Below are 21,448 nucleotides of genomic sequence, written 5' to 3' on the forward strand. Positions count from 1 at the left end.
TGCTATATTCTTTAATGAAACCAAATGCTTAGACCTTATTATTCTATCTTAAAAATAATCGCTTATTTATTGGAATCATAATCTAGTAAAACGAAAACATAATAAGCAGATAAATCATTATTTTATTGATAAATACACCATAAAATAGGGACTATTTACAATAATCTACGGGTAAGTATTCACGAACCTTTATACCATGCTTATAAATACTAAAAACTTTAGACAACTAAAAATAAATTGCACTCAGTAAGTGTGAATAAGGACAGCTATGTACGAGTCAGGATTGATGATTGGACATTTTGAGCCGCTACATTTGGGGCAAATGCGCAGTATATTGGACGCAGCAGGACAAGCAAAAAACTTACATATTGTCATTATGACGCATCCATCGCCGCATCCAAATTTTAAAATCACGTTGCAAGATAAAGCGCGTTGGTTACAGATGGCTTGTGCTGATTTAGCTTTTATCCATATTCATACCACTGATGAGATTGAGCTGCCAGTACATGAAAGCTTTGCAGATGTGACGATTGATATCACTGCCAGTAACGCTAAGCTGCAACATTTGATAGATGCGTTAAACTTGCCTACTGAAACTGTATTATTTGTCGCAGAGAACCACCCTTTAGCACAGTCTGATATTGGTAAGCAGCTAATCATGCAGGTGGTCACAACACCGTTACAGCCTGACTTTGACTCTTATACCATTGCACGAAATCCGGTCGCATATTGGTCAGCGCTACATCCGCAAGCACGCAGTAACTATACTAAGACGGTTGCTATTGTCGGCGGCGAAAGCTCAGGTAAGACGACATTGGTGCATAAGCTTGCCAATTATTATGGTGCTAGCTTTGCGCTTGAGATGGGACGGGTTTATGTCGGTACAGATTTGGGCGGCACCGAAATTGGATTACAATATAGCGATTATGGACCGATTGCCTTGCACCATGCGCAAGCGATTCGTGATGCAACAAGCATAGCCACGGCGCCAGTGACGATAATTGATACCGATTTTGTCACGACCCAAGCTTTTTGTGAAGAGTACGAGGGTCGCACCCATCCTTTTGTGGCCGCTTGCATTGATGAGTTTCGCTTAGACCATACGATTATGCTCGATAACAATGTGCCTTGGATTGATGATGGTATGCGCTCTTTAGGTACGCCTGAGGCACGTGGTCGTTTTGAGGCGCGTCTATTGGATATTTTCGCCCGTCATGATATTAAGCCACATATGATTGATCAACCAGATTATGAGGCGCGCTATCAGCAGACATTGTTATTTATCGACCAGTATGTTTATGGTCAAAAGCCGTAAAAGATAACCCAAATTAAAAAAGCATCACTGACACTATTATTTATTTTAGGAATATAACGCCATGCGTATTCAGCTACTAGACAATATCACTGGGAAATGGGCCATACAATGGATTGTCATTTGGTTCATTTGCGGTGTGCTTGCCTTATCTACAGGGTTTTGGCTGACCACCGAACATACCACGCTCGATTGGTTTTACTTAGGCGTGTCTTTTATCGGACTGGTATGCGTGGTTTCATTATCCTTTCGTAAAAACATCTTAGGCAATGGCTTTGGTATGGGCGCAACAGCCGGTGAAGTGGTCGTACAAGCGACCTCTGGCGCTGTTGGTCTGATGCTTGCGCCTTTGTTCAATTTCTTTACCCACGTCTATGGTATTTTTTATTGGTCAAAGCATACTGATGCTGATGGTGATATGGTGCCCAAATCTGCGAGCAAATGGATTTGGCTACTGACCATTAGCTTTATGGTGATTGGACTTGCCTTATTCCCAACGGTAAATAATTTACTAGCAAGCTATGGTTATGCGGTCGTTGAAGATGATAATAGTAAATTTTTAGGCCTTATCTCTTTCTTTTGGATTAACGTTATTGCTTTTATACTGTCTATCACCGCTCAGGCAGCGATGATTCTGCGATATTCGTTTAACTGGTGGTTATGGATTTTATCCAACTTCGTTTGGTTGACCGTAAACTTGATGTCAGGCAATTACATCTTTGCAATTCAGACCATGGTCTATCAAGTAAACTCGTTTGTCGGGCTCTATGAATGGTACCGCAGCGAGCAAGAATCGGTCGAGACACCGACACACATCAGAAAATAAAGACTAATAGGCCGATTCTATATGAAAATTAATGTGGCACTTCAGCTTGAGTAGATGAAAGGGTCTTAGATTAGAGTATTTGACTCTACGGTCTAACAGATAAAATGGTGAATTACTCAGATTAGTGCTACAACTGGTAGTCGTAAGTAACTTTATTTATCTATTAATCAGTCATTCATTTACTAACAAGGAGGTTGGTATGTCTGTCACTCAGAAAAAACGAATGTCCAAGCGCACGCTTGAGCAATGGCTCAGTGAGTATTCAGTCAGTCATCAAAATCTTATCAATAAAAAAATCCATTGGCTCTGTGTTCCGGCTATTTTTGTCAGTCTACTTGGGATGGGGATGTCGCTATCCGTTTGGTTTACCTTAATAATGAGTGCCTTGGTATTGTTATTTTATATGCGCTTATCAACGCCACTATTTATGGCAATGGGTATTTTTATTCTTATTTGTCTTTCAGTAATGACTCTATTCCCTTGTGGTTTTAAAGTTTGGGCGGCTGTCTTTGTGGTGGCATGGATTGGGCAGTTTATCGGTCATAAGCTTGAAGGTAAAAAACCTTCTTTTTTTGAAGATTTACAATTCTTGTTAATTGGTCCGGCATGGGTTGCAAATAGCTTAATGGGACGTAAGCGAGCTAGTGAATCATAGCTAAATCAGATAATGAGAGTCGATATTATTTTTAAATGGAAACGACTATACAATAAAGAAACGGCACCCAATCTCTTATTAAGTGCCGTTCCTATAGTCAGTCCTAAAGAAAAGAAATACAAATTTTATAAAGCACTACTGGGGTTAATTTTTCTTGCTTGCTGTGCCTACGCAGACAGAGGCTGCGAATAATTAAACCCAGTAGTTCTGTACTCTTTTAAAAGTGGATCACCTATATCATAAAAACTACTGTCTATTAATCCAAAGTCTGTACACCACCACCATTCACAAATATGGTTTGACCACTGACCCAAGTCGATATTGGCGCAGCAAAATACAACATAGCACCAGCGATATCATCAGCCTCACCCAAACGCTTAATAGGCGTATTTGCAAGCATTTTCTTCTCAATCTCTGGCGTTAGTACCGTCTTCAAAGCGTGGGTACGCGTAGCCCCTGGACCTACCGCATTGACGCGTACTTCAGGACCAAAGTCATGCGCCAAGTTTGCTACCATGTGATTGACAGCCGCTTTTGAGCCTGCATAGCCGCTCATATTCGGGCTTTTATTAACACTTGACATCGAGGTAGTAAATACAATCGAGCCATACCCTGATTTTTTCATATGCGGCGCGCACAGTTGACTTAAGCGCCAGCCACTAAAGACGTTTAACTCAAAATCACGGCGAATGTCATTGACCGATGCTGTGGTTGGGTTTTCACGACCGCCACCACCGCCGCCCGCATTGTTGATTAAGATGTTAACAGTCCCAAACTCAGCGACTACTGTATCGACCATAGTGACCAAATCATCGTCTTTTAGAATATTACATTCTACGGCAAGCGCTTTTACCCCAAGCGCCTCAATATCTTTTACTGCTGCTTGTGCATCTTCAAGTTTTAAATCAGCAATCGCAATGTTAGCACCCGCTTCTGCCAAACGTAGCGCTGTGGCTTTACCAATACCATTTGCGCCGCCCGTCACAATGGCAACTTTACCTGACAAATCGAATAGTTCGTTAAATGCTTTATGTTGAAATTCTTGCATAATGATTCCCCAATATAGATGTACTCAGCTCGTTTACAGCACTATTAAATGCATAGCTATTGAAAGCGTGCAGCTAATACCTGCATTAGTCTTAAGAATAAGCAGTTGCCAATACGACTATTTCAACGCGATTGTGATCGAAGCGCTGACTAGAAATAATTATGCGTGGGATAGCTTGTTCTAATGTGCTAAGTTCACGCAGTTTTTGTAATGATTTATATTTGACTGAGTATCATGCCACTATAGGCATTGGCTGTGGATGCTGCTAACTGATTGCTAACCCAAATTTCAGACATAAAAAAAGCCTCACTTCTTATAAGAAGTGAGGCTTTAGTGCTTTTACAAGCCATATTTGGAGCGGGAAAAGAGATTCGAACTCTCGACCCCAACCTTGGCAAGGTTATGCTCTACCACTGAGCTATTCCCGCTTAATATCAATCTATAGCGTTATTGCTAACAGCTACGTCTCGATAGGCTGGCTATTTTAGCAAATATTCTGAGCATGTCAACAGGTTTTTTTAACTTTCTTATAGATATCACAACTTTTAGGTGTTTATTAGGACGATAATTCTCATATACAATTGATTTTATGGTTTATTTTTCTAACCATCGATATCCAATTATTTTTATAAATAATTGCTCAAATGTTCTCTTTAACGTATTTGCTAATTATTCGAGCAGATTTATCAGCAAGTTATACATGAATACCACTTACAATCCTACCTTGTATTGTTACTTTTGCTCTATTGGTTTTCAACAGTTAACATAATTATACTTATGCACAAGGACGGTTCAGGTAGAATTTTACTGTTTTAGTAGATTGAGAGAAGGTAGTAGAACGTCAATAATAAGCTTCCCTTACCTCTACTGCATCAACATTGCTGTTATTTACTTTAATTTTCTTATTTATAGCGAGGACATTTACTATGAAAAAACTACTTACCACGACAGTTATGGCAGCTTCATTGTCAGCACTGGCATTAACAGGTTGTACTAGCACGACCAGTACGGGTGCCGTTGGCGTTGATCGTCAGCAGTTGCTACTCGTATCAAGTGAGCAAGTATTGCAACTATCCGCTCAGAGTTATAATAAAACGATACAAGAAGCACGATCGAAACGTTTGCTTGATACCAACACTGCCCAGCTGAATCGCTTGAAGAATATCTCTAACCGTTTGGTCAATCAAGTTGGCGTCTATCGCCCTGATGCGGCAAAATGGCCATGGGAAGTGCATACGATTAAATCTAATGACTTGAATGCTTTTGTGCTGCCGGGCGGTAAAATCATGTTTTACACAGGCATTATCGATCGTCTGAACTTAAGTGATGATGAAATCGCTGCTATTATGGGTCATGAGATGTCTCATGCCTTACGTGAGCATTCACGTGAGCGTCTATCGCGTCAATATGCAACTCAGACCGGTATCGGTGTCGCAGCCAGTATTTTTGGTCTATCACAAGGTCAAGCTCAGCTTGCAAACGTCGCTGGTGACCTAGGTTTGAGCCGTCCGCATAGTCGCACTCAAGAAGCTGAGGCGGATCAAATCGGTCTTGAGCTAATGGCACGCGCAGGCTACAACCCACAAGCCGCTATTACCTTGTGGCAAAAAATGCAGCGCGCCAGCCAAGGCGAGCCACCACAATTCTTAAGCACTCACCCAACCAGTAGCAATCGTATCGCTGAGTTGCAGTCACTGATGCCAAAAGTAATGCCGTTATATCAAAGAGCACGTCGTTAATAGTGTTTTTTAAGCAGAATTTTTAAAGTAGACACTCATAGGTCATGACAAGCAGAGCCCATATCATCATGTGGCGCTCTGCTTTTTTATACCTGTTACTCATAGAATGCATTCCATCAATACCATGCAGACTCGATATCGGCGTCTGCTATAATGGTGACGATATATTGTCTAACGACAATGAAGCTTAATAGAATAAAGGATTGTTATGACTACCATTACCTCTACCACCAGTAGCACCCCTACTGCCGACGCACTTAGTCAGCAGTTGCAAGAATTACAACCGCTGCATATGCAACTCGTTAACGAATCAATGAATCATGCCGGTTATTTTGACGGTAAAGAAAGTCATTTTAAACTTATCATGGTCAGCGAAGCGTTTACAGGCAAGCGCTTGGTTGCCCGTCACCAAATGGTTTATCATTTGGCAGATGCATTATTAACCTCAAAAGGTGGTCAAATCCACGCCTTAGCGATTCATGCCTATACACCGACAGAGTGGCAAGGTCAAAACCCTGATAGCCCGTTATGTGCTGGACAAAATAAAGGCTAAATGATATTTATTTTTTGCAATAAACAATCAAATGCTATCGATGAAAAATATAATTTTAAAGGGAACCATATTTAATGAAACATTTACATATGCTCATGGCCGTGCTGTTGATTGTGCTGTTTTTATATCAAAGCTATCTGGTATTAAGCGCAAATAAGCAAGCACCACGCGTGGTCAAGATATCGTCGCACATCCTCTACGCTGTTATGATTCTTTCGGGCGTTGGTATGCTGATGCAATTGATGAGCGCCAATGCACCTGTACAATGGGTATTTGCCAAAATCATCTTGCTTGTGGCTGCTATCAGCGCCAGTATAAAAGCCTTTAATAATACTGCAACACCGAGCCAAAGAAAAACCGGTATTCTCATTGCTGGGGCAGCATATGTGGGTATTGTGATACTTGCCTTTACCAAACCGGGTAACTTATTCTGATAAGCACTTAGATAAGCACAAATACTCCTGCAATGAAAATGACGAAATATTCTATGTATTTTCAATATCTTAATGAGACTATTTTTGCTATCTTAAATAAATAAAAACGCAATATTAGCTTACTGGAGCCGCTATGAAAACTCTTACTGTAACAGCATTACTAGCAACCGCTGGCATTTTTGGTCTCTCAGGCTGTGCTTCTACGGGTAATATTACGCCGCAATATATCCCGCCAAGCACCTATCAGAGCTATGATTGCCAAGCATTAAATCAAGAATATATCCGTGTTAATAGTTATGTGAATGCTGCCCGTAACGAGCAATCAACCTTAGCATCGACAGGTGTGGGTGTTGGGATATCTGCAGGGCGCTGGGGCATCTCCCCTAATATCAGCTTTGGGGTTGGTCAAAGCAACAACAATAAAGCTCGTGATGCCAAGTTATCGCGTCTATACGGCGAACGTGATGCGATTATCCAATCTGCCCGTATTCAGCGCTGTAGCTTTGCTAATGGCATTAAGATTTATGGTGAGTAAGCCAACACAGCTTTCATCCATCAGGCATCATAAAAAAGCCAATACGTGACAAACGTATTGGCTTTTTGTTGGGTTCAATAAATTCAGAGTTATGAGACAGCATTTATGGCAATAACAACTACTTTAGGCTTTGTACCCATTGAACAATTTGATGGCTTGGTAGCGCTCCCGACTGCCGTGCTATCTCTTTACCATTTTTAAATGCTACCATCGTTGGTAAACTGCGAATATTATAAGGCGCCGCTGCTTGCTCATATTTATCGGTTTGTATTTTAGCAAAAACGACTTGTGGTAACTGGCTGGCAGCTATCTTGAACTCCGGTGCCATCATAAGACAAGGTTGACACCAACTAGCCCAGAAGTCCACGATGGTCAGCACTTCATTTTTTTGAATGACTTTACTGACGGTTTGGGCATTTAACTCATGCGGCATTGCAGTCAGTAAAGGCTTCGCACATTTACCGCAGTTTGGTGCAGCACTGAGTTTGGAATCTGGTACACGATTCGTTGCTTGGCAATGTGGGCATACTACATGAGCATTTTTTTCACTCATAATAAGACTCCGTTAAATTATCATAAATATGGAATTATCATAAAAAGACATGGATGAGTTGGATGAAACAGCACTGTACTAACACGATGTTTATTCTCCAAGGACATTGATAGGTACTTTTAGATAACGTGTACCATTATTCTCAGGTTTTGGAAAATGACCAGCATCGATATTGACTTGTACTGCGGGAATAATAAGCCTTGGCATCTCAAGATTGGCATCACGGCGCTCACGCATCTCTACAAACTCTGCTTCGTTGATACCCTCTTTTACATGAATATTGCCTAATTTTTGCGCAGCGACCGTCGTAGTTGGACAATGTTTACGACCCTTACTGGGATAGTCATGGCAAAGATACATCATCGTATCTTCGGGCAATTCGAGCAATTTTGTAATCGATTGGTATAGAGTTTTCGCATCCCCACCTGGGAAGTCACAGCGCGCCGTACCCACATCAGGGGCAAATAAAGTATCACCGACAAACACCACGGTTTTTTCGTCGTCAGTGGCAAGATAAGCCATGTCAGCACGCGTATGACCGGGGACATACATAGCAGTAATAGTAATGCCGCCTAGCGCTAAAGTGTCGCCATCATCGGTCAAAACATCAAACTGACCGGCATCGGTGCGAAAACTACTATCAAAGTTAAAAATCTGCTTAAATATTTTTTGTACTTCAGTAATGTGCTGACCGATCACTAACTGCCCACCAAGTGTCTCTTTGACATGAATAGCTGCCGATACATGATCAGCATGGGCGTGAGTTTCGATAATATAGATCAGCTCCCAACCATGCTCTTTGACAAATTCAACCACTTTATCAACGCTCGTTGTAAGCGTACGTCCTGACTTGGCATCAAAATCCAATACGGGATCAATAATCGCACACACTTGCTGCTCAATGTCGGCGAGCACATGGGTATAGGTTTCTGTATCGCTATGTAAGAATGAATGAACTTGCATGGCTACTCTCCATTTTTATATGAATGTTTTAATTTTCGATGAATTGTTACGTATAATAGGACGATATCTATCGTATTTAAAATAAGTCTATTAATTGGCTATAAGCATCAATATAGCAATTATTTTATAATATATCAATTTATATAATGTAAATAATGATAACTTGCTATAAATGGCGATATGATTGATAATTGACCCTATACAGTTATATACAATTTTTTCATTTATATTTTTATCTCTTATCTAAGGAGCTTGCTCTGATCACTTCTACTTCAGTACTGAGCACATTTGATACCAATGGTGACAGCAATAACGGCGTTGCGCCAAAAGACCTTGCTGAAAAAATGCAGCAAGCATCGATGCAAGCCAGCCAACTGCTTAAGTCACTCTCGCATCCTGATCGCTTGCTCCTCCTCTGTCAGCTGACTCAAGGAGAGTACTGCGTCAGCGAGCTTGAAAGCTTAGTTGGCGTTGGGCAGCCAAGCTTATCGCAGCAGCTTGGTATTTTGCGTAAAGATGAGCTAGTAACGACACGCCGTGAAGGCAAGCAGATTTACTATAGTATCGCTAGTGATGATGCATTAGCCGTACTAGAGCTGTTATATCAGCGTTTTTGTGCCCCTGCTGAGGCATAGATGATTGGCTAAATCTCATTGATTAAATTCTGGTGTTCATGAACATTTTTTATTGTGAGGACGTACTGCCATGCCCTCTATTGCCACTCGACTGATACCTTTTTGGTTACGTCAATACCAGCTGTCTGCCTTGCCAACCGATATCATTGCAGGGATAGTCGTTGGCGTACTCGTTATTCCGCAAAGCTTGGGCTATGCGGTCTTGGCAGGCTTGCCTCCGGTCTATGGCTTATATGCGGCTATCGTGCCTGTGGCGGTATATGCGTGGCTCGGCTCTAGTAATGTACAAGCCGTCGGACCTGCTGCTGTGACCGCCATTATGACTGCAAGCGCGCTGCATCCTTATGCGGATAAGGGCGCTGAGCAGTATATATTAATGGCAGCCCTACTAGCACTCATGATGGGTGCGATTTTGTGGCTGTCAGGACAGCTGAAATTGGGCTGGATTATGCAGTTTATCAGCCGCGGCGTCTCTGCTGGATTTATCAGTGGTGCCGCTGTGCTTATCTTTATAAGCCAGCTTAAATATCTAACTGGCATACCCATTTCAGGCGATGGCTTAATCGGTTATTTATCGAGCATGCAGATGTATGCCAATCAGCTGCATCCGTTGACGCTAGTGATTGGTATCAGTGCCTTTGCACTCATGCTTCTTAATCGCTATGGCAAAAAATGGGTTTGGCAGTCTTGGCTATCTGCCTCTTATGCAAAATGGGCAGAGCGCCTGTTTCCTCTTATACTGCTGACTGCTGCAATCGCTCTCAGTATCGTTTTACATTGGACGACAAGCGGTGTGGCAACGATTGGTAATGTACCGCAAGGACTGCCAAGCTTTACAGCGCCATATCTGCCAGACTTTCATGAAGCGCTCAATTTATTACCGACTGCAGGACTGATGGCGCTGATTGCGTTTGTATCGAGCAGCTCTGTTGCTAATACTTATGCACGTTTGCGCGATGAGCTATTTGATGCCAATCGCGAGCTGACAGGGCTTGGACTGGCTAATGTTGCCGGTAGCTTTTTTCAAAGCTTTCCTATCGCTGGCGGATTTTCGCGTACGGCTATCAATGTCGATTCAGGTGCCAAAACGCCTTTAGCGAGCTTGGTCACAGTGTTAGTTATGATAGCTGCCTTGATAGCATTTGGGTATCTGCTTGCCCCGCTGCCCTATGCAATTTTGGGCGCAACCATCATGGCAGCTATCATAGGTCTTATTGACATAGCGACGCTAAAGTCGGCATGGCACCGCGACCGCTTAGATGCAGCAAGTTTTATCGCCGCGTTTGTCGGCGTATTGATATTTGGGTTAAATACAGGGCTCGTGATTGGACTTATGGTGTCATTTGCTAGCTTAATTTGGCAGTCAAGCAAACCGCATGTCGCTATCGTTGGGCAGCTAGCAGGGACAGGTCATTTTCGTAATATTAATCGTCATGATGTAGTGACCTTTCATAATCTGTTGATGCTGCGTATTGATGAGAGCTTGTTTTTTGGTAATAGCGAATCAGTGCATCGTCACGTGGTACAAGCCACACGTCAATATCCAGAGGCAAGCGAGATTATTCTTATTATGTCGGCCGTTAATCATATTGATTTGACCGGACAAGAGATGCTGATCAGCTTAAATCAAGAGCTATTAAATCAAAATAAGCATTTGAGCTTTAGCTTTATTAAGGGACCTGTCATGGACATAATTGAGCACACACCGGTGATTACTGATTTATCGGGACACGTTTATTTAAGCACTATGGATGCAGTTAATGGTTTAAAAGACACTCATTAATGTTATTTGTACTGTTTATTAGGCTAAGAATAATTAATGGCTATCTATAACATATAGATATGATAAAAGCTGTGTTATGCTAAATTATTAGGACTACTAAAAAAACTACTAGCCTGTAGCGCTTTTTTTGAACTCATTATATCCTTTACTTTTTTATAACCTTTATTGATATTACTTATGACCGATGACTTAACTATTTATAAGCAAATTTACCCAAGCCAATGTATCAAAATTGCAGAGCTTGGCTACCGCTCTGTGCTCAATATTCGTCCTGACGCTGAGGTTGATTCGCAGCCTAATAGCTGTGACTTTAGCAGTGCAACGGCGAAAGCCAATTTGAATTATCAGCATTTACCCTTTGATGATGAGCGCTTGAGTATGGCGACTGTGGAGCAGTTTGCTGCTTTTTATCGTACGATGCCAAAACCCATATTGATGTTTTGTGGTACAGGCGCACGTGCCAAGCTGTTGTACCAAAGCGCATTGATGCAAGGGCTGCTATAAGCGTTGATATAAAAAGGCAATAAAGCTTACATACTTTATCTTTAGAAAATTATCCATTGCGCTTAGGCTTTGTATTCTCGTACTATCTATTTAATTTTAATATAAAAAATAAAAGGAGCTCTTATGAGCCATCAAGTAAGTATCACCGGACAAATCACCCCTGACCAAATTCCAATGATTGCAGAAAATGGTTTTAAAACCATTATTAACAATCGTCCAGATGGTGAAGAGCCGAACCAGCCAACCAGTGCTGAGATTGAAGCCGCGGCTAAAAAAGCAGGACTTGCTTATAAAGAAGTATCCTTTGCTGGTAGTGAGCTCAATCAGAACCATGTTGAAGAGTTTGCTGACTTTTTTAATCAAGCTGAGCAACCAATGTTGATATTCTGCCGTACGGGCAATCGCTCAACTGGCATCTATGAAGCGGCTAAGCGTATGGATTTGCTAGACGACTGATATCATAATCAATAATTTAAAGCAATAAACCAAGAAGCCCATATAAACATATGGGCTTTTATAATATTTAAGACTATATTTTAGATGCTGTAAAGCAATATATCGCCACAAGGAATGGGCGTTATAAATATAATGCAAGTATAACCGTTAACTTTACAAGGAATGTTCCATGAGTAATACCGCATTAGCTCTGCTGCCATTAGCCCTTGCTTATATTATGTTTACCTTAGGAACAGGGCTTAAGCCCAGTGACTTTAAGGTTATCGCAAGTCACCCCAAAGCATTCTTTATAGGGTTGATTAACCAAGTTGTCTTTGTACCACTCGTGGCTTTAGCAGTCGTCTTACTGATGTCGCCACCACCTGCCATCGCCTTTGGTATAATGCTGATTAGCTTTTGTCCCGGCGGCGTGACCAGTAATATGCTCACCTACTACGCCAAGGGTAACGTAGCACTGTCGGTCGCGCTCACGGGCGTAGTCAGTCTATTATCAGTGGTGACCCTGCCTATCTTAATCACCTTGGCTTTAAATCACTTTATGAAAGACCAAGCAGGCTCTATCAGTGCGGTCAAAATCGGCGTTGTCATGTTTTTATTGACCACCTTGCCAGTGACGATAGGTATGCTCGCCCGTTATAAATTCACTGATTTTATGGTACGTAGAAGCGGCATCTTAAATGGCTTAGCCAGTGTCTTTTTTGTGTTAATCGTCCTTGCTGCTATTGCTACTAATTGGCAGCTATTACAGGAGCAATTGGCTTCTATTGGACTTGAGCTTGTGCTGATGATTGTCACCTTATTTATCATCAGTATTTTGACAGCAAAGGCGTTACAGCTAAGCTGGTTTGATACCAAAACCATCGCTATAGAAACCAGTATTCAAAACAGTACGACCGCGATTACCTTAGCCCCTATTATTATGGGCGTGAGTACATTGCCAGTTATTGCCTTACCTGCTGCCTTATATGGCGTACTAATGTATGTGATTGCACTGCCAATTATTTTTCTAATCAGGAATAAAAACTGATTGAATAAGTAAGCCTTAATGAGACTATAAGCTATGCCCGTCCAAATTTTGGATGGGGTTTTTTATTTGTTTTCTTAGATAGATTGAACTGCATTTAGTTACTAAATAATTTTACAATAAATCAAGGGTATGCTAAATTCAATATTGTGAGGGGAAAAGCAATTAATTCAAGTTTGGTTCTATATCTAGGTACCTGCAAAGGTCGCCGCTAAGTAGAAAGCTACTTAGTTAAGCAAATATCATATTGTGAGCAGTCAGCACATAGATTATGTACGATTAGTGTAACAAGGTATTGAAGCATCATAGTGACAATTTCCGTAAGCATGAAAGTTATTATTTCCAACAAAAGGGGTGTTACCTCCTATGGTAACGGTAGGACAGTTTTATCACGTTTTTATTAATCGCTCTAAGTGCAAAAATGCTAGCCCCGTTCCCTCACTTCTAATATAAATTATAAATATATGAAAAATGAAGAAGACCTAGATAGCTGGTATAAAACTAAAAGATATCCTCATATTGGACTACCTTCTGAAAATCGTCGACAGACCATATCATATATAAAGAATAGAGATAGAATAGCCGTCCATGGCTTCACTCCATTCATCCATAAAGTCATATCTACGAATCGTTATAGAAAAGAGTATGACACTGATGGAAAATTGATAAATAATGGAAAACGCACTGACAAGAGTACAAAAGATAGAGATATCTATTATGCGAATAATCTAGACTCAAATATTTATGCCTACTACTCTCACTTACTAAACGTAAAGTATGAAGATATATTAGAAGATAAAAATCTAACTAAGGTAGTTACTGCTTACCGAAAGACACCCAAAGAACTAGAACCTGACGGCACTCGAAAATCTCCTAAGAAAAATAATATTTACTTCGCAGACGAAGTTTTTGAATATATTAAAAACAACATAGATTACGACAATGGTATTGTTGCTATAGCTTTTGATATTAAGAACTTCTTTCCTAGCTTAAACCATACCGTTCTCAAAAATAAATGGTGTGAAGTCCTTGATATAGATCACCTACCAAAAGACCATTATAACGTGTTTAAGAATATCACTAGATTTTCTTATGTCGAAGAAAAGCATCTTTTCAATTTATTCAAAGACAATATCTTAATCAGAAAAAATGACGGAAAAGTCACAGATAAATCCATAAAGCGAATTGAGCATTTATATAATAAAAATGCTATTGCCTATTGTAAAATGCAAGATATACACACAATTCGAAAGAAAGGGCTAATAAGGTCGAGTAAAAGAATTGGCAGCACACTTGTAACAGATGGCATTTGTCAAGGTTCTGCTATCAGTGCAACATTAGCAAACATATATATGCTAGGCTTTGATGAAGCAGTTTATGATGAAATATCGAAAATTGGTGGGCTTTATCGGCGTTACTCTGATGACATGGTTGTCATCTGTTCGATGGAACATAAATCACGTATTATTCAGCTTTTCGAAAATAAAATTAAAGATATATCACTAAAAATTCATAAGAACAAAACTCAAGTTTTTCACTTTTCTTTCTATAACGGTAAGATTATTTGCAAGCAAGAATTTAATAGCCGAATAACGCCAAATAGTATCAACAGAAATTTTGAGTATCTCGGTTTCAGTTTTGACGGTGAGTATGTACGACTAAAGACAAGCTCTCTAGCCAACTATTACCGAAAAATGAAAAAAGGCGTGCGAAGAAGTGGATTTTATAGCAGCAAGATAAATAACGATACAAGAGGTGAAGTTTTTAGAAAAAGACTATATAAAAGATACTCATATATTGGTGCTAAACGCTGCATAAAATATAAACGTGTGCAAGGTACTACAAATCAATGGCAACCTGACAAGTATGCCATAAACTGGGGCAACTATATAACATATGCTAAAAATGCCCATAAAATAATGGGCAGCTACAGCAAAATTGACTCACAAATTAAAAATCATTGGAAAAATCTACATAAAGAAATTGAGAAATCTAAATGATGACTTACATATAAAAAATTTCCAGCTGTCTATTACTAAAAAGCCATCTCCAATGAGATGGCTTTTAACATTAAATTCAAAGCTAAATAACTTACTGCATAACCAAATATTCAAACGCTGATAATGCTGCTTTACTACCTTCACCCATTGCAATATTAATCTGCTTAAAGGGTACAGTCGTAACATCACCACAAGCAAAGATACCTTTGCGATCCGTACGGCAGCGCTCATCAATTTCAATCTCACCAAAGCGGTTTAAATCGACGAAGCCTTTAACGAACCCAGTATTTGGTATCAAGCCAATCTGTACAAACACCCCTGCAACATCAAGCTCTTTATTCTCGCTGCTATTGCGATCTTGATAGACGATAGACGATACTTTACCATCAGTCGCTTTAATTTCTTGGGTCGCTGCACTGGTAATGATATCGATATTTGCCTTTTCTTTGGCTTTATTAATCAATACCTGATCCGCTTTCAAATCATCAGCAAACTCAAGCACGGTCACATGCTTCACGATACCAGCAAGGTCTAATGCCGCTTCGATACCAGAGTTACCACCACCGACGACGGCAATATCTTTACCTTTGAAGAATGGACCATCACAGTGCGCACAAAAAGCCACGCCTTTACCGATGTTTTCTTCTTCGCCAGCGACCCCAAGCTTACGCCACTGAGCACCAGTCGCCAAGATAATACTACGCGTCTCAAAGGTCTCACCGGTATTTAGATGAATGCGATAGTTTTCATCAGCTGTCTCACTAATCTCTTTGACGCTGACATGCTCTTTAAGCGTAATATTATATTCGCGCAAATGCTTTTCGAAGTTCACCGAGAGCTCGCCACCTGTGGTTAAAGGTACTGAGATTAAGTTTTCAATATCTTGCGTATCTTTTACTTGCCCACCGATACGGTCAGCCACCATGGTGACTTTTAAGCCTTTACGCGCGGTATAAATTGCTGCAGCAACCCCTGCAGGACCTGCACCAATAATCGTCACATCTTGTTGCTCTAACTGTTCAGCATCATCTTCAGCTTCTGCTAACAAATCAGGAAATTGTTCTTGTAACTTCTCAATCAATTTAGCCGTGTCAATCAGACCATTAGCAAACGGCTTGCCGTTTAAGAATACTGCTGGTACGCCTTGGATATTATTCGCTTCTACTTGCTCTTGGAATAGTGCACCATCGATCATCTCATTACTGATGTCATCGTTTAGCAGCGCGAATTGGTTTAGCGCTTGCACAACTTCTGGGCAGCTGTGGCAAGAAAGTGACACGTAAGTTTGAAACTGTAGTGGCTTATTAAAGCGTTTAATCAGCTTTTGAATGCCTTCGTCAAGTTTTAAGGTATGACCACCAGCCTGTAAAATTGCCAATATCAGCGAAGTAAATTCATGACCGCCTGGAATACCACTAAAGACAATACCTGTATCTGTCAAAGCACCATCAATGTGACTACGCACAGCAAAACTAATTGCGCTTGGCAAACTGTCATCGTTAGCTTGTGCGTCAAAATTAATCTTATCTGTCGTACCAGCGATTTTGCTCAAAAAATCAATCAACTCAGCACGCTTGCTGTGCTCGCCACTACCTAAGACAAAGCTGATTGGGCGGGTCATATTTACACTATAGCTCTTTACGGCATCTAATAAGCTTTGGTCTATCATAATTGTTCCTTGTTATTATCGAATATGTAACGTCAGCATCAGTGCTGCGCGTTTAAATGAGTGAGAGTCATATGCCAATACTGCTATTTATATGCGGCATATAACCTTTGATACGTCTATTATCAAAGGTTTGAGGGTTTTGAGCAAGCGGATAAACTCAAACCTTATGTTTTATAAAACCTATCATAAATCAATATTTTTATTTAATTTCAAAATTACTTCTAAATGATAATCAATACTAACTATAGTATCTAAGTATTTTTTTCGCTACAATCGAGTGAAGCGGATAGAAGAATTCTATGCGTGTTATGGCAGATTTACTTTTATAAGTATTCGATAAATCTGTTTATTAAACATACTTTTTAAAAGTAGATTCGCTGGCATTAAACCTCATCGTTATTCAGTTAAATAACGGTTCGGTTCCATAAAATCTAAGTCTCATAATTATAGTAATTCATCAAAACAATCTTAAGACCATGCGCGGATGCTTATACAAGCTTGCGCTTCATAACAAGGATGACAAGATGAGAAAGACAGATACATGGCAAGATAACAAAAATATTATTGCTGAGCTTAAACAAAAAGACAGTCACTTTGCGACTATCTTTGATGAGCATGCCCAGCTAGACCAGCAAATCAATCAGCTTGATAAAGATATAGTCACGCACGCGAGCCGTGAAGAAGAAATCGAGCAGATGAAGCGGCGCAAGCTGCATCTAAAAGATGAGATTTATAAAATAATCGATAAAAATAAATTGGGATCTCATGCCTAACTAATAGCTATTTAGACCATTAGCTATCATGAAAAATGATAAAATTTAGATGAGAAAAAACCCCATTAGCATAAGTTAATGGGGTTTTTCTATACTTTGTTTAGTATGATGAATAAGCAGATACTGCCTTCTGTCACACTATCCAAGCAATAGTTGCTTAGATTTTACCAACCAGATCAAGACTTGGTTTTAAAGTCTCTTGACCAGCTTCCCAAGCGGCTGGGCAAACTTCGCCGTCGTTTTCACGAACATATTGTGCCGCTTTTACTTTACGTAGCATATCTTTTGCACTACGGCCAATGCCGCCTGCATGGATCTCAGCAACTTGAATTAAGCCGTCTGGATCTACTAAGAATGTACCGCGCTCAGCTAGACCAGCTTCTTCGATCATGACGTTAAAGCCACGAGTGATACGGCCAGTAGGATCACCGATCATTGGGTAAGTTACTTTACCGATTGCTTCTGAAGAATCATGCCATGCTTTATGGGTGAAGTGTGTATCCGTTGATACTGAGTACACTTCTACGCCTAAACCTTTTAACTCGTCGTAATGACCTGCCATGTCTTCAAGTTCAGTTGGGCAAACAAAGGTAAAATCGGCTGGGTAAAATAGGAAAATTGCCCAGCTGCCTTTTACGTCTTCTGAAGTAATGGTTTTAAATTCACCATTTACGAACGCATCTGCTGAAAATTCTGGGATTTCTTGATTGATAATAGACGCCATGGGTGGCTCCTTTTTTTGATTGATTAAAGTTTCGTTAATTTAAATTTATTTATAGATTTGCATCTATTAACCCTTACACTATCGGGGCTACCTGACAAACTATACGCGAATTCTATGGTTAATCCAGTTAAAAGTTTTTAATGTGATGTTTTGTTTTATTAAACTTGTTAAACTATTCTCTCTACTTTTTATATCTATACATCAGTGAACATTGATAGTGTACACAAGATAAATAAGTAAAACAAATTGCATGAAAAACTCATTATTAGAGAGGTTTTATGATTACTTTACGTCAACTTGAGTTCGCCTTAGCCGTCGCCAAACACCGTCATTTTAAACGTGCAGCAGAAGATTGCAATATCTCGCAATCAGCGCTGAGCTTGGGTATCGCTGAGTTGGAAAAACAGCTTGATACACAGATTTTTGAGCGAAATAATAAACAAGTCTTGATCACCCCTATCGGTGAAGATATCTTGGTGCGGGCGCAGCGGGTGTTTTCTGAAGTCAACGACTTGACCACCCGCGCGCATAGCCATCAATCGCCGCTTGCCTACCCTATGACCGTTGGTATTATTCCAACGATTGCGCCTTATCTGCTACCAAAAGTGTTGCCTGCGCTGCGTGAGCACTATCCAGAATTTCGTATGACCATCGTTGAGCAACAAACAGAACGCTTGCTTGAGCAAGTGCGTTATGGACATATTGATACCGCTATTATTGCCCTACCTTATGCGGTAGATGGTTTACATAGTTTTGAGTTTTGGAGCGAAGACTTCTTTGCCGTCTTTCCAAAAAATGATGTACATGCCAAGCTCAAAACGATCAACGCTGATGAGCTGGCAACGGCAAATCTCATGTTACTTGGCGAAGGGCATTGCTTGACTGACCAAACGCTATCTGTCTGCCATTTTGACCGTGCGCAGATGAAATCCAGCTTTTCAGATGCCAGCTTAAACACACTTATTCAAATGGCACTTGCTAATATGGGTACGACGTTAGTGCCAGAAATGGCGTTAGAGCAGCTGCATCTGCAAAACCAAAATGCAGTCGCGATACCACTAGCTGAGCAAGGCCCTCATCGTCATATTGCCTTTGTCACACGTCTAAATTATGCCCGTGTCGATGATGTCAATTTGCTTGGGAAAGTGTTTAAGCAGGCATTTGAAGACGCTGCCAATAAGAAGTAAGTAACAATTTCTAAATGATAGACAATTATCAAACGAAGGTTGAATATGGACGGATTGTCACAAATAGAGACTGAGCTTGGTAAAGTTTTTGAGTGGCATTTAATAGCTATTAATAATGCTATCAAGCTCGCGAAAGTTAAAGCGCTTTGGCAAGATATCGCCGTGCGCTATAATGAAACCCAGCGTGCTTATCATAGCTTGCACCATATTCAGCAATTATTTTCGCAGTTCGAACAGATTAAGCATCAGCTGCATGAGCCGCATATTATCGCTTTGGCGCTCTATTATCACGATGTCATTTATGATCCAAGGCGCTCAGATAATGAACTAAAAAGTGCAGAATATGCGGTAGAAGCATTAAAAGGATATCTGAGTGCTGAGCAATGCCAACATATCTACGCACTGATTATGATGACAGCCACTCATGAGCTGCATGAATGTCTAGATACCGATACCGTTAGTGATGCGGCTTATCTCTTAGATATGGATTTAAGTATTTTGGGTACGCCTTGGTCTGAATATCAGGTCTACGCACAAGCGGTGCGTCAAGAGTACCGCCATATAGCAAACGAGGATTATCGTACTGGGCGTATTGCGGTCTTGCAGAAATTACTCGCACACCCAGTACTTTATTTGACAGCGTATTATCATAACTACTTCGAAGTGCAAGCTCGAGACAATATCAAGCGTGAAATCAGTCTTTTACATGCATCTTGATAAAAAGCTCACTGCCTTGCCGTGCTGGGTGTGAATTGTAACTCGGCTCCATAATATCAATGTCAAAATGAGTCGCAAAACGCTGCTGATATTCATCTTTTGTACCGCCAAACGGTGGCTCATCTCGCCCAAAATCTTTGTCAAATAGCAACCCAATCAGTTTACCATTCGGTTTCAGTAATGCTGCCATCTGCTGCACGTACTCGTCACGGCGTGATAGATTTATCGCACAAAAAAACGTCTGCTCAAGCACCCAATCAAACTGATATTGCTCAGGCGATAACTCAAAAAAGTCGGCACAGATTAGATGCTTAGCTGGAAAGTCAGGATAACGCTCAGCAAACGCTGCAATCGGCGCAGGGGCAAAATCAACCAAGGTGACATTGGTAAATCCTTGCTCATGCAGATAACCGACCTCGTAAGCGTTACCTGCTCCCGGCACTAAAACAGCCTGACTTTTAGCAGATTCAGGCAATTGGTCAATATAAGCTTTGAGCGGTGGTGACACCTGTCCCATATCCCAGCCGATACTATCCTCTTCATAACGCTGCTGCCAAAAATGCGCTTGATTGACGTTTTCCATATGACATCCCTGTAGATAAATCTATTATTTAAACGACACGATTCGTACCGTTATGTCTTATCATATCAGGCTTATCGACATTACTGAAACCACCTAAGTATTATTTCTAATCGAGCTGACCACCTTTACCTGCCAGCATATCGTGCCAATGCTGATAGTCAGGCATGGCAGTCGCCACCGTTTGCCAAAAAGCTGCACTATGATTGGGATGATGTAGATGACACAGCTCATGGACGATGACGTATTCGGTGCACTCGATAGGATAAGCAGGCAAATAGATGGATAGCCAAATACGGCGTGCGCGAGTGTTACAGCTGCCCCAGCGCGTATGCATCTTTTTTAAGCGTATCTCGTTGGCTGTCGCACCGACAATCGGTTGCCACTTTGCAAATAATGCAGGCATTGCTTCAAAGAGTTGTTGCCGATAGTAGGCAATCTTTTTATCGTGGTTTAAGGTGAACGACTGTTTTATACCCCACAATAGCAACGTGCTGTCAGCCGTTAAAGATTCCTTTGAAGCAAATTGTTGGCGCTTATATTGTTCTAAGACTTGTGAGTGGTTTTCTATCGCCCATGGCACACGCTTCGCTATAGCCTGTGCAATTTGTGCTGAGCTAATAAACAATGGTACAGACACCATTAGCTTATGTGGCTTTAAGCGAAAATTAATATTTTTAACCCGCTTTTGGCTTATTTGTAATTCAATGCCTGCCTCTGACAAACATTGAATAGTGTTTTGCAACAAAGGACTATGGTACTCAGGTGTCACATTCAT

The 21,448-nt window shown here is 40.7% G+C and carries 23 protein-coding genes and 1 tRNA gene; 16 read left to right on the forward strand and 8 right to left on the reverse strand.

The genetic code is table 11. The features are described from left to right. The first annotated feature begins 268 nt into the window (after positions 1-268). From nadR to PSYCG_RS10740, 3 genes are all read left to right on the forward strand, one after another. Positions 269-1,315, forward strand: a complete 1,047-nt coding sequence (gene nadR / locus PSYCG_RS10730) for a multifunctional transcriptional regulator/nicotinamide-nucleotide adenylyltransferase/ribosylnicotinamide kinase NadR (protein WP_020444218.1) — start codon at positions 269-271, stop codon at positions 1,313-1,315. A 61-nt stretch (positions 1,316-1,376) separates the two neighbouring features. Next, positions 1,377-2,138 (forward strand): nicotinamide riboside transporter PnuC, encoded by a 762-nt coding sequence (gene pnuC, locus PSYCG_RS10735; RefSeq protein ID WP_020444219.1) that lies wholly within the window; start codon positions 1,377-1,379, stop codon positions 2,136-2,138. A 199-nt stretch (positions 2,139-2,337) separates the two neighbouring features. Further along, the gene (locus PSYCG_RS10740; RefSeq protein WP_020444220.1) at positions 2,338-2,793 is read left to right on the forward strand and encodes a DUF962 domain-containing protein; all 456 of its coding nucleotides are present in this window, start codon (positions 2,338-2,340) and stop codon (positions 2,791-2,793) included. 256 nt (positions 2,794-3,049) lie between these two features. Here the strand turns inward: PSYCG_RS10740 and PSYCG_RS10745 are convergent, their stop codons facing one another. Then, positions 3,050-3,841 (reverse strand): glucose 1-dehydrogenase, encoded by a 792-nt coding sequence (locus PSYCG_RS10745; protein WP_020444221.1) that lies wholly within the window; start codon positions 3,839-3,841, stop codon positions 3,050-3,052. Positions 3,842-4,194: 353 nt separating this feature from the next. Further along, positions 4,195-4,269, reverse strand: a tRNA-Gly gene (locus PSYCG_RS10750). A 498-nt stretch (positions 4,270-4,767) separates the two neighbouring features. On the opposite strand from PSYCG_RS10750, the gene PSYCG_RS10755 reads away from it, so the two are divergent. The 4 genes from PSYCG_RS10755 to PSYCG_RS10770 all read left to right on the forward strand — a co-directional run bounded on the left by PSYCG_RS10755 (position 4,768) and on the right by PSYCG_RS10770 (position 7,102). Continuing rightward, on the forward strand, positions 4,768-5,580 hold the full coding sequence (locus tag PSYCG_RS10755; RefSeq protein ID WP_011514379.1) for a M48 family metallopeptidase: 813 nt from the start codon (positions 4,768-4,770) through the stop codon (positions 5,578-5,580). A gap of 208 nt (positions 5,581-5,788) precedes the next feature. Then, positions 5,789-6,133 carry a BolA family protein gene (locus tag PSYCG_RS10760; RefSeq protein ID WP_011514380.1) on the forward strand — a complete coding sequence of 115 codons (345 nt, stop codon included), beginning with the start codon at positions 5,789-5,791 and terminating at the stop codon, positions 6,131-6,133. A 74-nt stretch (positions 6,134-6,207) separates the two neighbouring features. After that, the gene (locus PSYCG_RS10765) at positions 6,208-6,567 is read left to right on the forward strand and encodes a SirB2 family protein (RefSeq protein ID WP_011514381.1); all 360 of its coding nucleotides are present in this window, start codon (positions 6,208-6,210) and stop codon (positions 6,565-6,567) included. Between the two features lie 133 nt (positions 6,568-6,700). After that, positions 6,701-7,102, forward strand: coding sequence for a hypothetical protein (locus PSYCG_RS10770; protein WP_011514382.1), 402 nt, complete (start codon positions 6,701-6,703; stop codon positions 7,100-7,102). 118 nt (positions 7,103-7,220) lie between these two features. Here the strand turns inward: PSYCG_RS10770 and trxA are convergent, their stop codons facing one another. Together trxA and PSYCG_RS10780 are read right to left on the reverse strand one after the other, a co-directional pair. Continuing rightward, entirely contained in the window at positions 7,221-7,655 is a 435-nt protein-coding gene (gene trxA, locus PSYCG_RS10775; protein WP_020444223.1) for a thioredoxin, read from the reverse strand. A 90-nt stretch (positions 7,656-7,745) separates the two neighbouring features. After that, positions 7,746-8,618: an MBL fold metallo-hydrolase gene (locus PSYCG_RS10780; protein WP_020444224.1), complete on the reverse strand. Its 873-nt coding sequence runs from the start codon at positions 8,616-8,618 to the stop codon at positions 7,746-7,748. 191 nt (positions 8,619-8,809) lie between these two features. Between PSYCG_RS10780 and PSYCG_RS10785 the strand changes: the two genes are divergently transcribed. The 6 genes from PSYCG_RS10785 to PSYCG_RS10810 all read left to right on the forward strand — a co-directional run bounded on the left by PSYCG_RS10785 (position 8,810) and on the right by PSYCG_RS10810 (position 15,020). Further along, positions 8,810-9,253 (forward strand): ArsR/SmtB family transcription factor, encoded by a 444-nt coding sequence (locus tag PSYCG_RS10785; protein ID WP_020444225.1) that lies wholly within the window; start codon positions 8,810-8,812, stop codon positions 9,251-9,253. Positions 9,254-9,323: 70 nt separating this feature from the next. After that, a complete protein-coding gene (locus tag PSYCG_RS10790) occupies positions 9,324-11,036 on the forward strand; it encodes a SulP family inorganic anion transporter (RefSeq protein ID WP_020444226.1) in 1,713 nt (570 codons plus the stop codon). Between the two features lie 177 nt (positions 11,037-11,213). Continuing rightward, on the forward strand, positions 11,214-11,540 hold the full coding sequence (locus PSYCG_RS10795) for a beta-lactamase hydrolase domain-containing protein (RefSeq protein WP_020444227.1): 327 nt from the start codon (positions 11,214-11,216) through the stop codon (positions 11,538-11,540). 123 nt (positions 11,541-11,663) lie between these two features. Further along, a complete protein-coding gene (locus tag PSYCG_RS10800) occupies positions 11,664-11,996 on the forward strand; it encodes a TIGR01244 family sulfur transferase (protein WP_020444228.1) in 333 nt (110 codons plus the stop codon). Between the two features lie 169 nt (positions 11,997-12,165). Continuing rightward, entirely contained in the window at positions 12,166-13,023 is an 858-nt protein-coding gene (locus PSYCG_RS10805) for a bile acid:sodium symporter family protein (RefSeq protein ID WP_020444229.1), read from the forward strand. Positions 13,024-13,484: 461 nt separating this feature from the next. Next, positions 13,485-15,020 carry a reverse transcriptase domain-containing protein gene (locus PSYCG_RS10810; RefSeq protein ID WP_020444230.1) on the forward strand — a complete coding sequence of 512 codons (1,536 nt, stop codon included), beginning with the start codon at positions 13,485-13,487 and terminating at the stop codon, positions 15,018-15,020. Positions 15,021-15,111: 91 nt separating this feature from the next. Here PSYCG_RS10810 and ahpF read toward each other — a convergent pair whose 3' ends face one another. Continuing rightward, positions 15,112-16,689: an alkyl hydroperoxide reductase subunit F gene (gene ahpF / locus PSYCG_RS10815; protein ID WP_020444231.1), complete on the reverse strand. Its 1,578-nt coding sequence runs from the start codon at positions 16,687-16,689 to the stop codon at positions 15,112-15,114. Positions 16,690-17,213: 524 nt separating this feature from the next. Here ahpF and PSYCG_RS10820 point away from each other — a divergent pair. Beyond that, positions 17,214-17,462, forward strand: coding sequence for a YdcH family protein (locus PSYCG_RS10820; protein WP_020444232.1), 249 nt, complete (start codon positions 17,214-17,216; stop codon positions 17,460-17,462). A 157-nt stretch (positions 17,463-17,619) separates the two neighbouring features. On the opposite strand, the gene ahpC is transcribed toward PSYCG_RS10820, so the two are convergent. After that, positions 17,620-18,186, reverse strand: a complete 567-nt coding sequence (gene ahpC, locus PSYCG_RS10825) for an alkyl hydroperoxide reductase subunit C (protein ID WP_011514393.1) — start codon at positions 18,184-18,186, stop codon at positions 17,620-17,622. A gap of 278 nt (positions 18,187-18,464) precedes the next feature. Here ahpC and PSYCG_RS10830 point away from each other — a divergent pair, with 278 nt between their 5' ends. Together PSYCG_RS10830 and PSYCG_RS10835 are read left to right on the forward strand one after the other, a co-directional pair. After that, positions 18,465-19,373, forward strand: coding sequence for a hydrogen peroxide-inducible genes activator (locus PSYCG_RS10830; RefSeq protein WP_020444233.1), 909 nt, complete (start codon positions 18,465-18,467; stop codon positions 19,371-19,373). A gap of 45 nt (positions 19,374-19,418) precedes the next feature. Next, the gene (locus tag PSYCG_RS10835; RefSeq protein WP_020444234.1) at positions 19,419-20,090 is read left to right on the forward strand and encodes a hypothetical protein; all 672 of its coding nucleotides are present in this window, start codon (positions 19,419-19,421) and stop codon (positions 20,088-20,090) included. Here the strand turns inward: PSYCG_RS10835 and PSYCG_RS10840 are convergent. Together PSYCG_RS10840 and PSYCG_RS10845 are read right to left on the reverse strand one after the other, a co-directional pair. After that, positions 20,068-20,673 (reverse strand): methyltransferase domain-containing protein, encoded by a 606-nt coding sequence (locus tag PSYCG_RS10840; protein ID WP_020444235.1) that lies wholly within the window; start codon positions 20,671-20,673, stop codon positions 20,068-20,070. The two genes, PSYCG_RS10835 and PSYCG_RS10840, sit on opposite strands and share 23 nt — an antisense overlap. A gap of 106 nt (positions 20,674-20,779) precedes the next feature. Continuing rightward, entirely contained in the window at positions 20,780-21,448 is a 669-nt protein-coding gene (locus tag PSYCG_RS10845; RefSeq protein WP_020444236.1) for a M48 family metallopeptidase, read from the reverse strand.

The sequence above is a fragment of the Psychrobacter sp. G genome, from assembly GCF_000418305.1.
Lineage (GTDB): Bacteria > Pseudomonadota > Gammaproteobacteria > Pseudomonadales > Moraxellaceae > Psychrobacter > Psychrobacter cryohalolentis.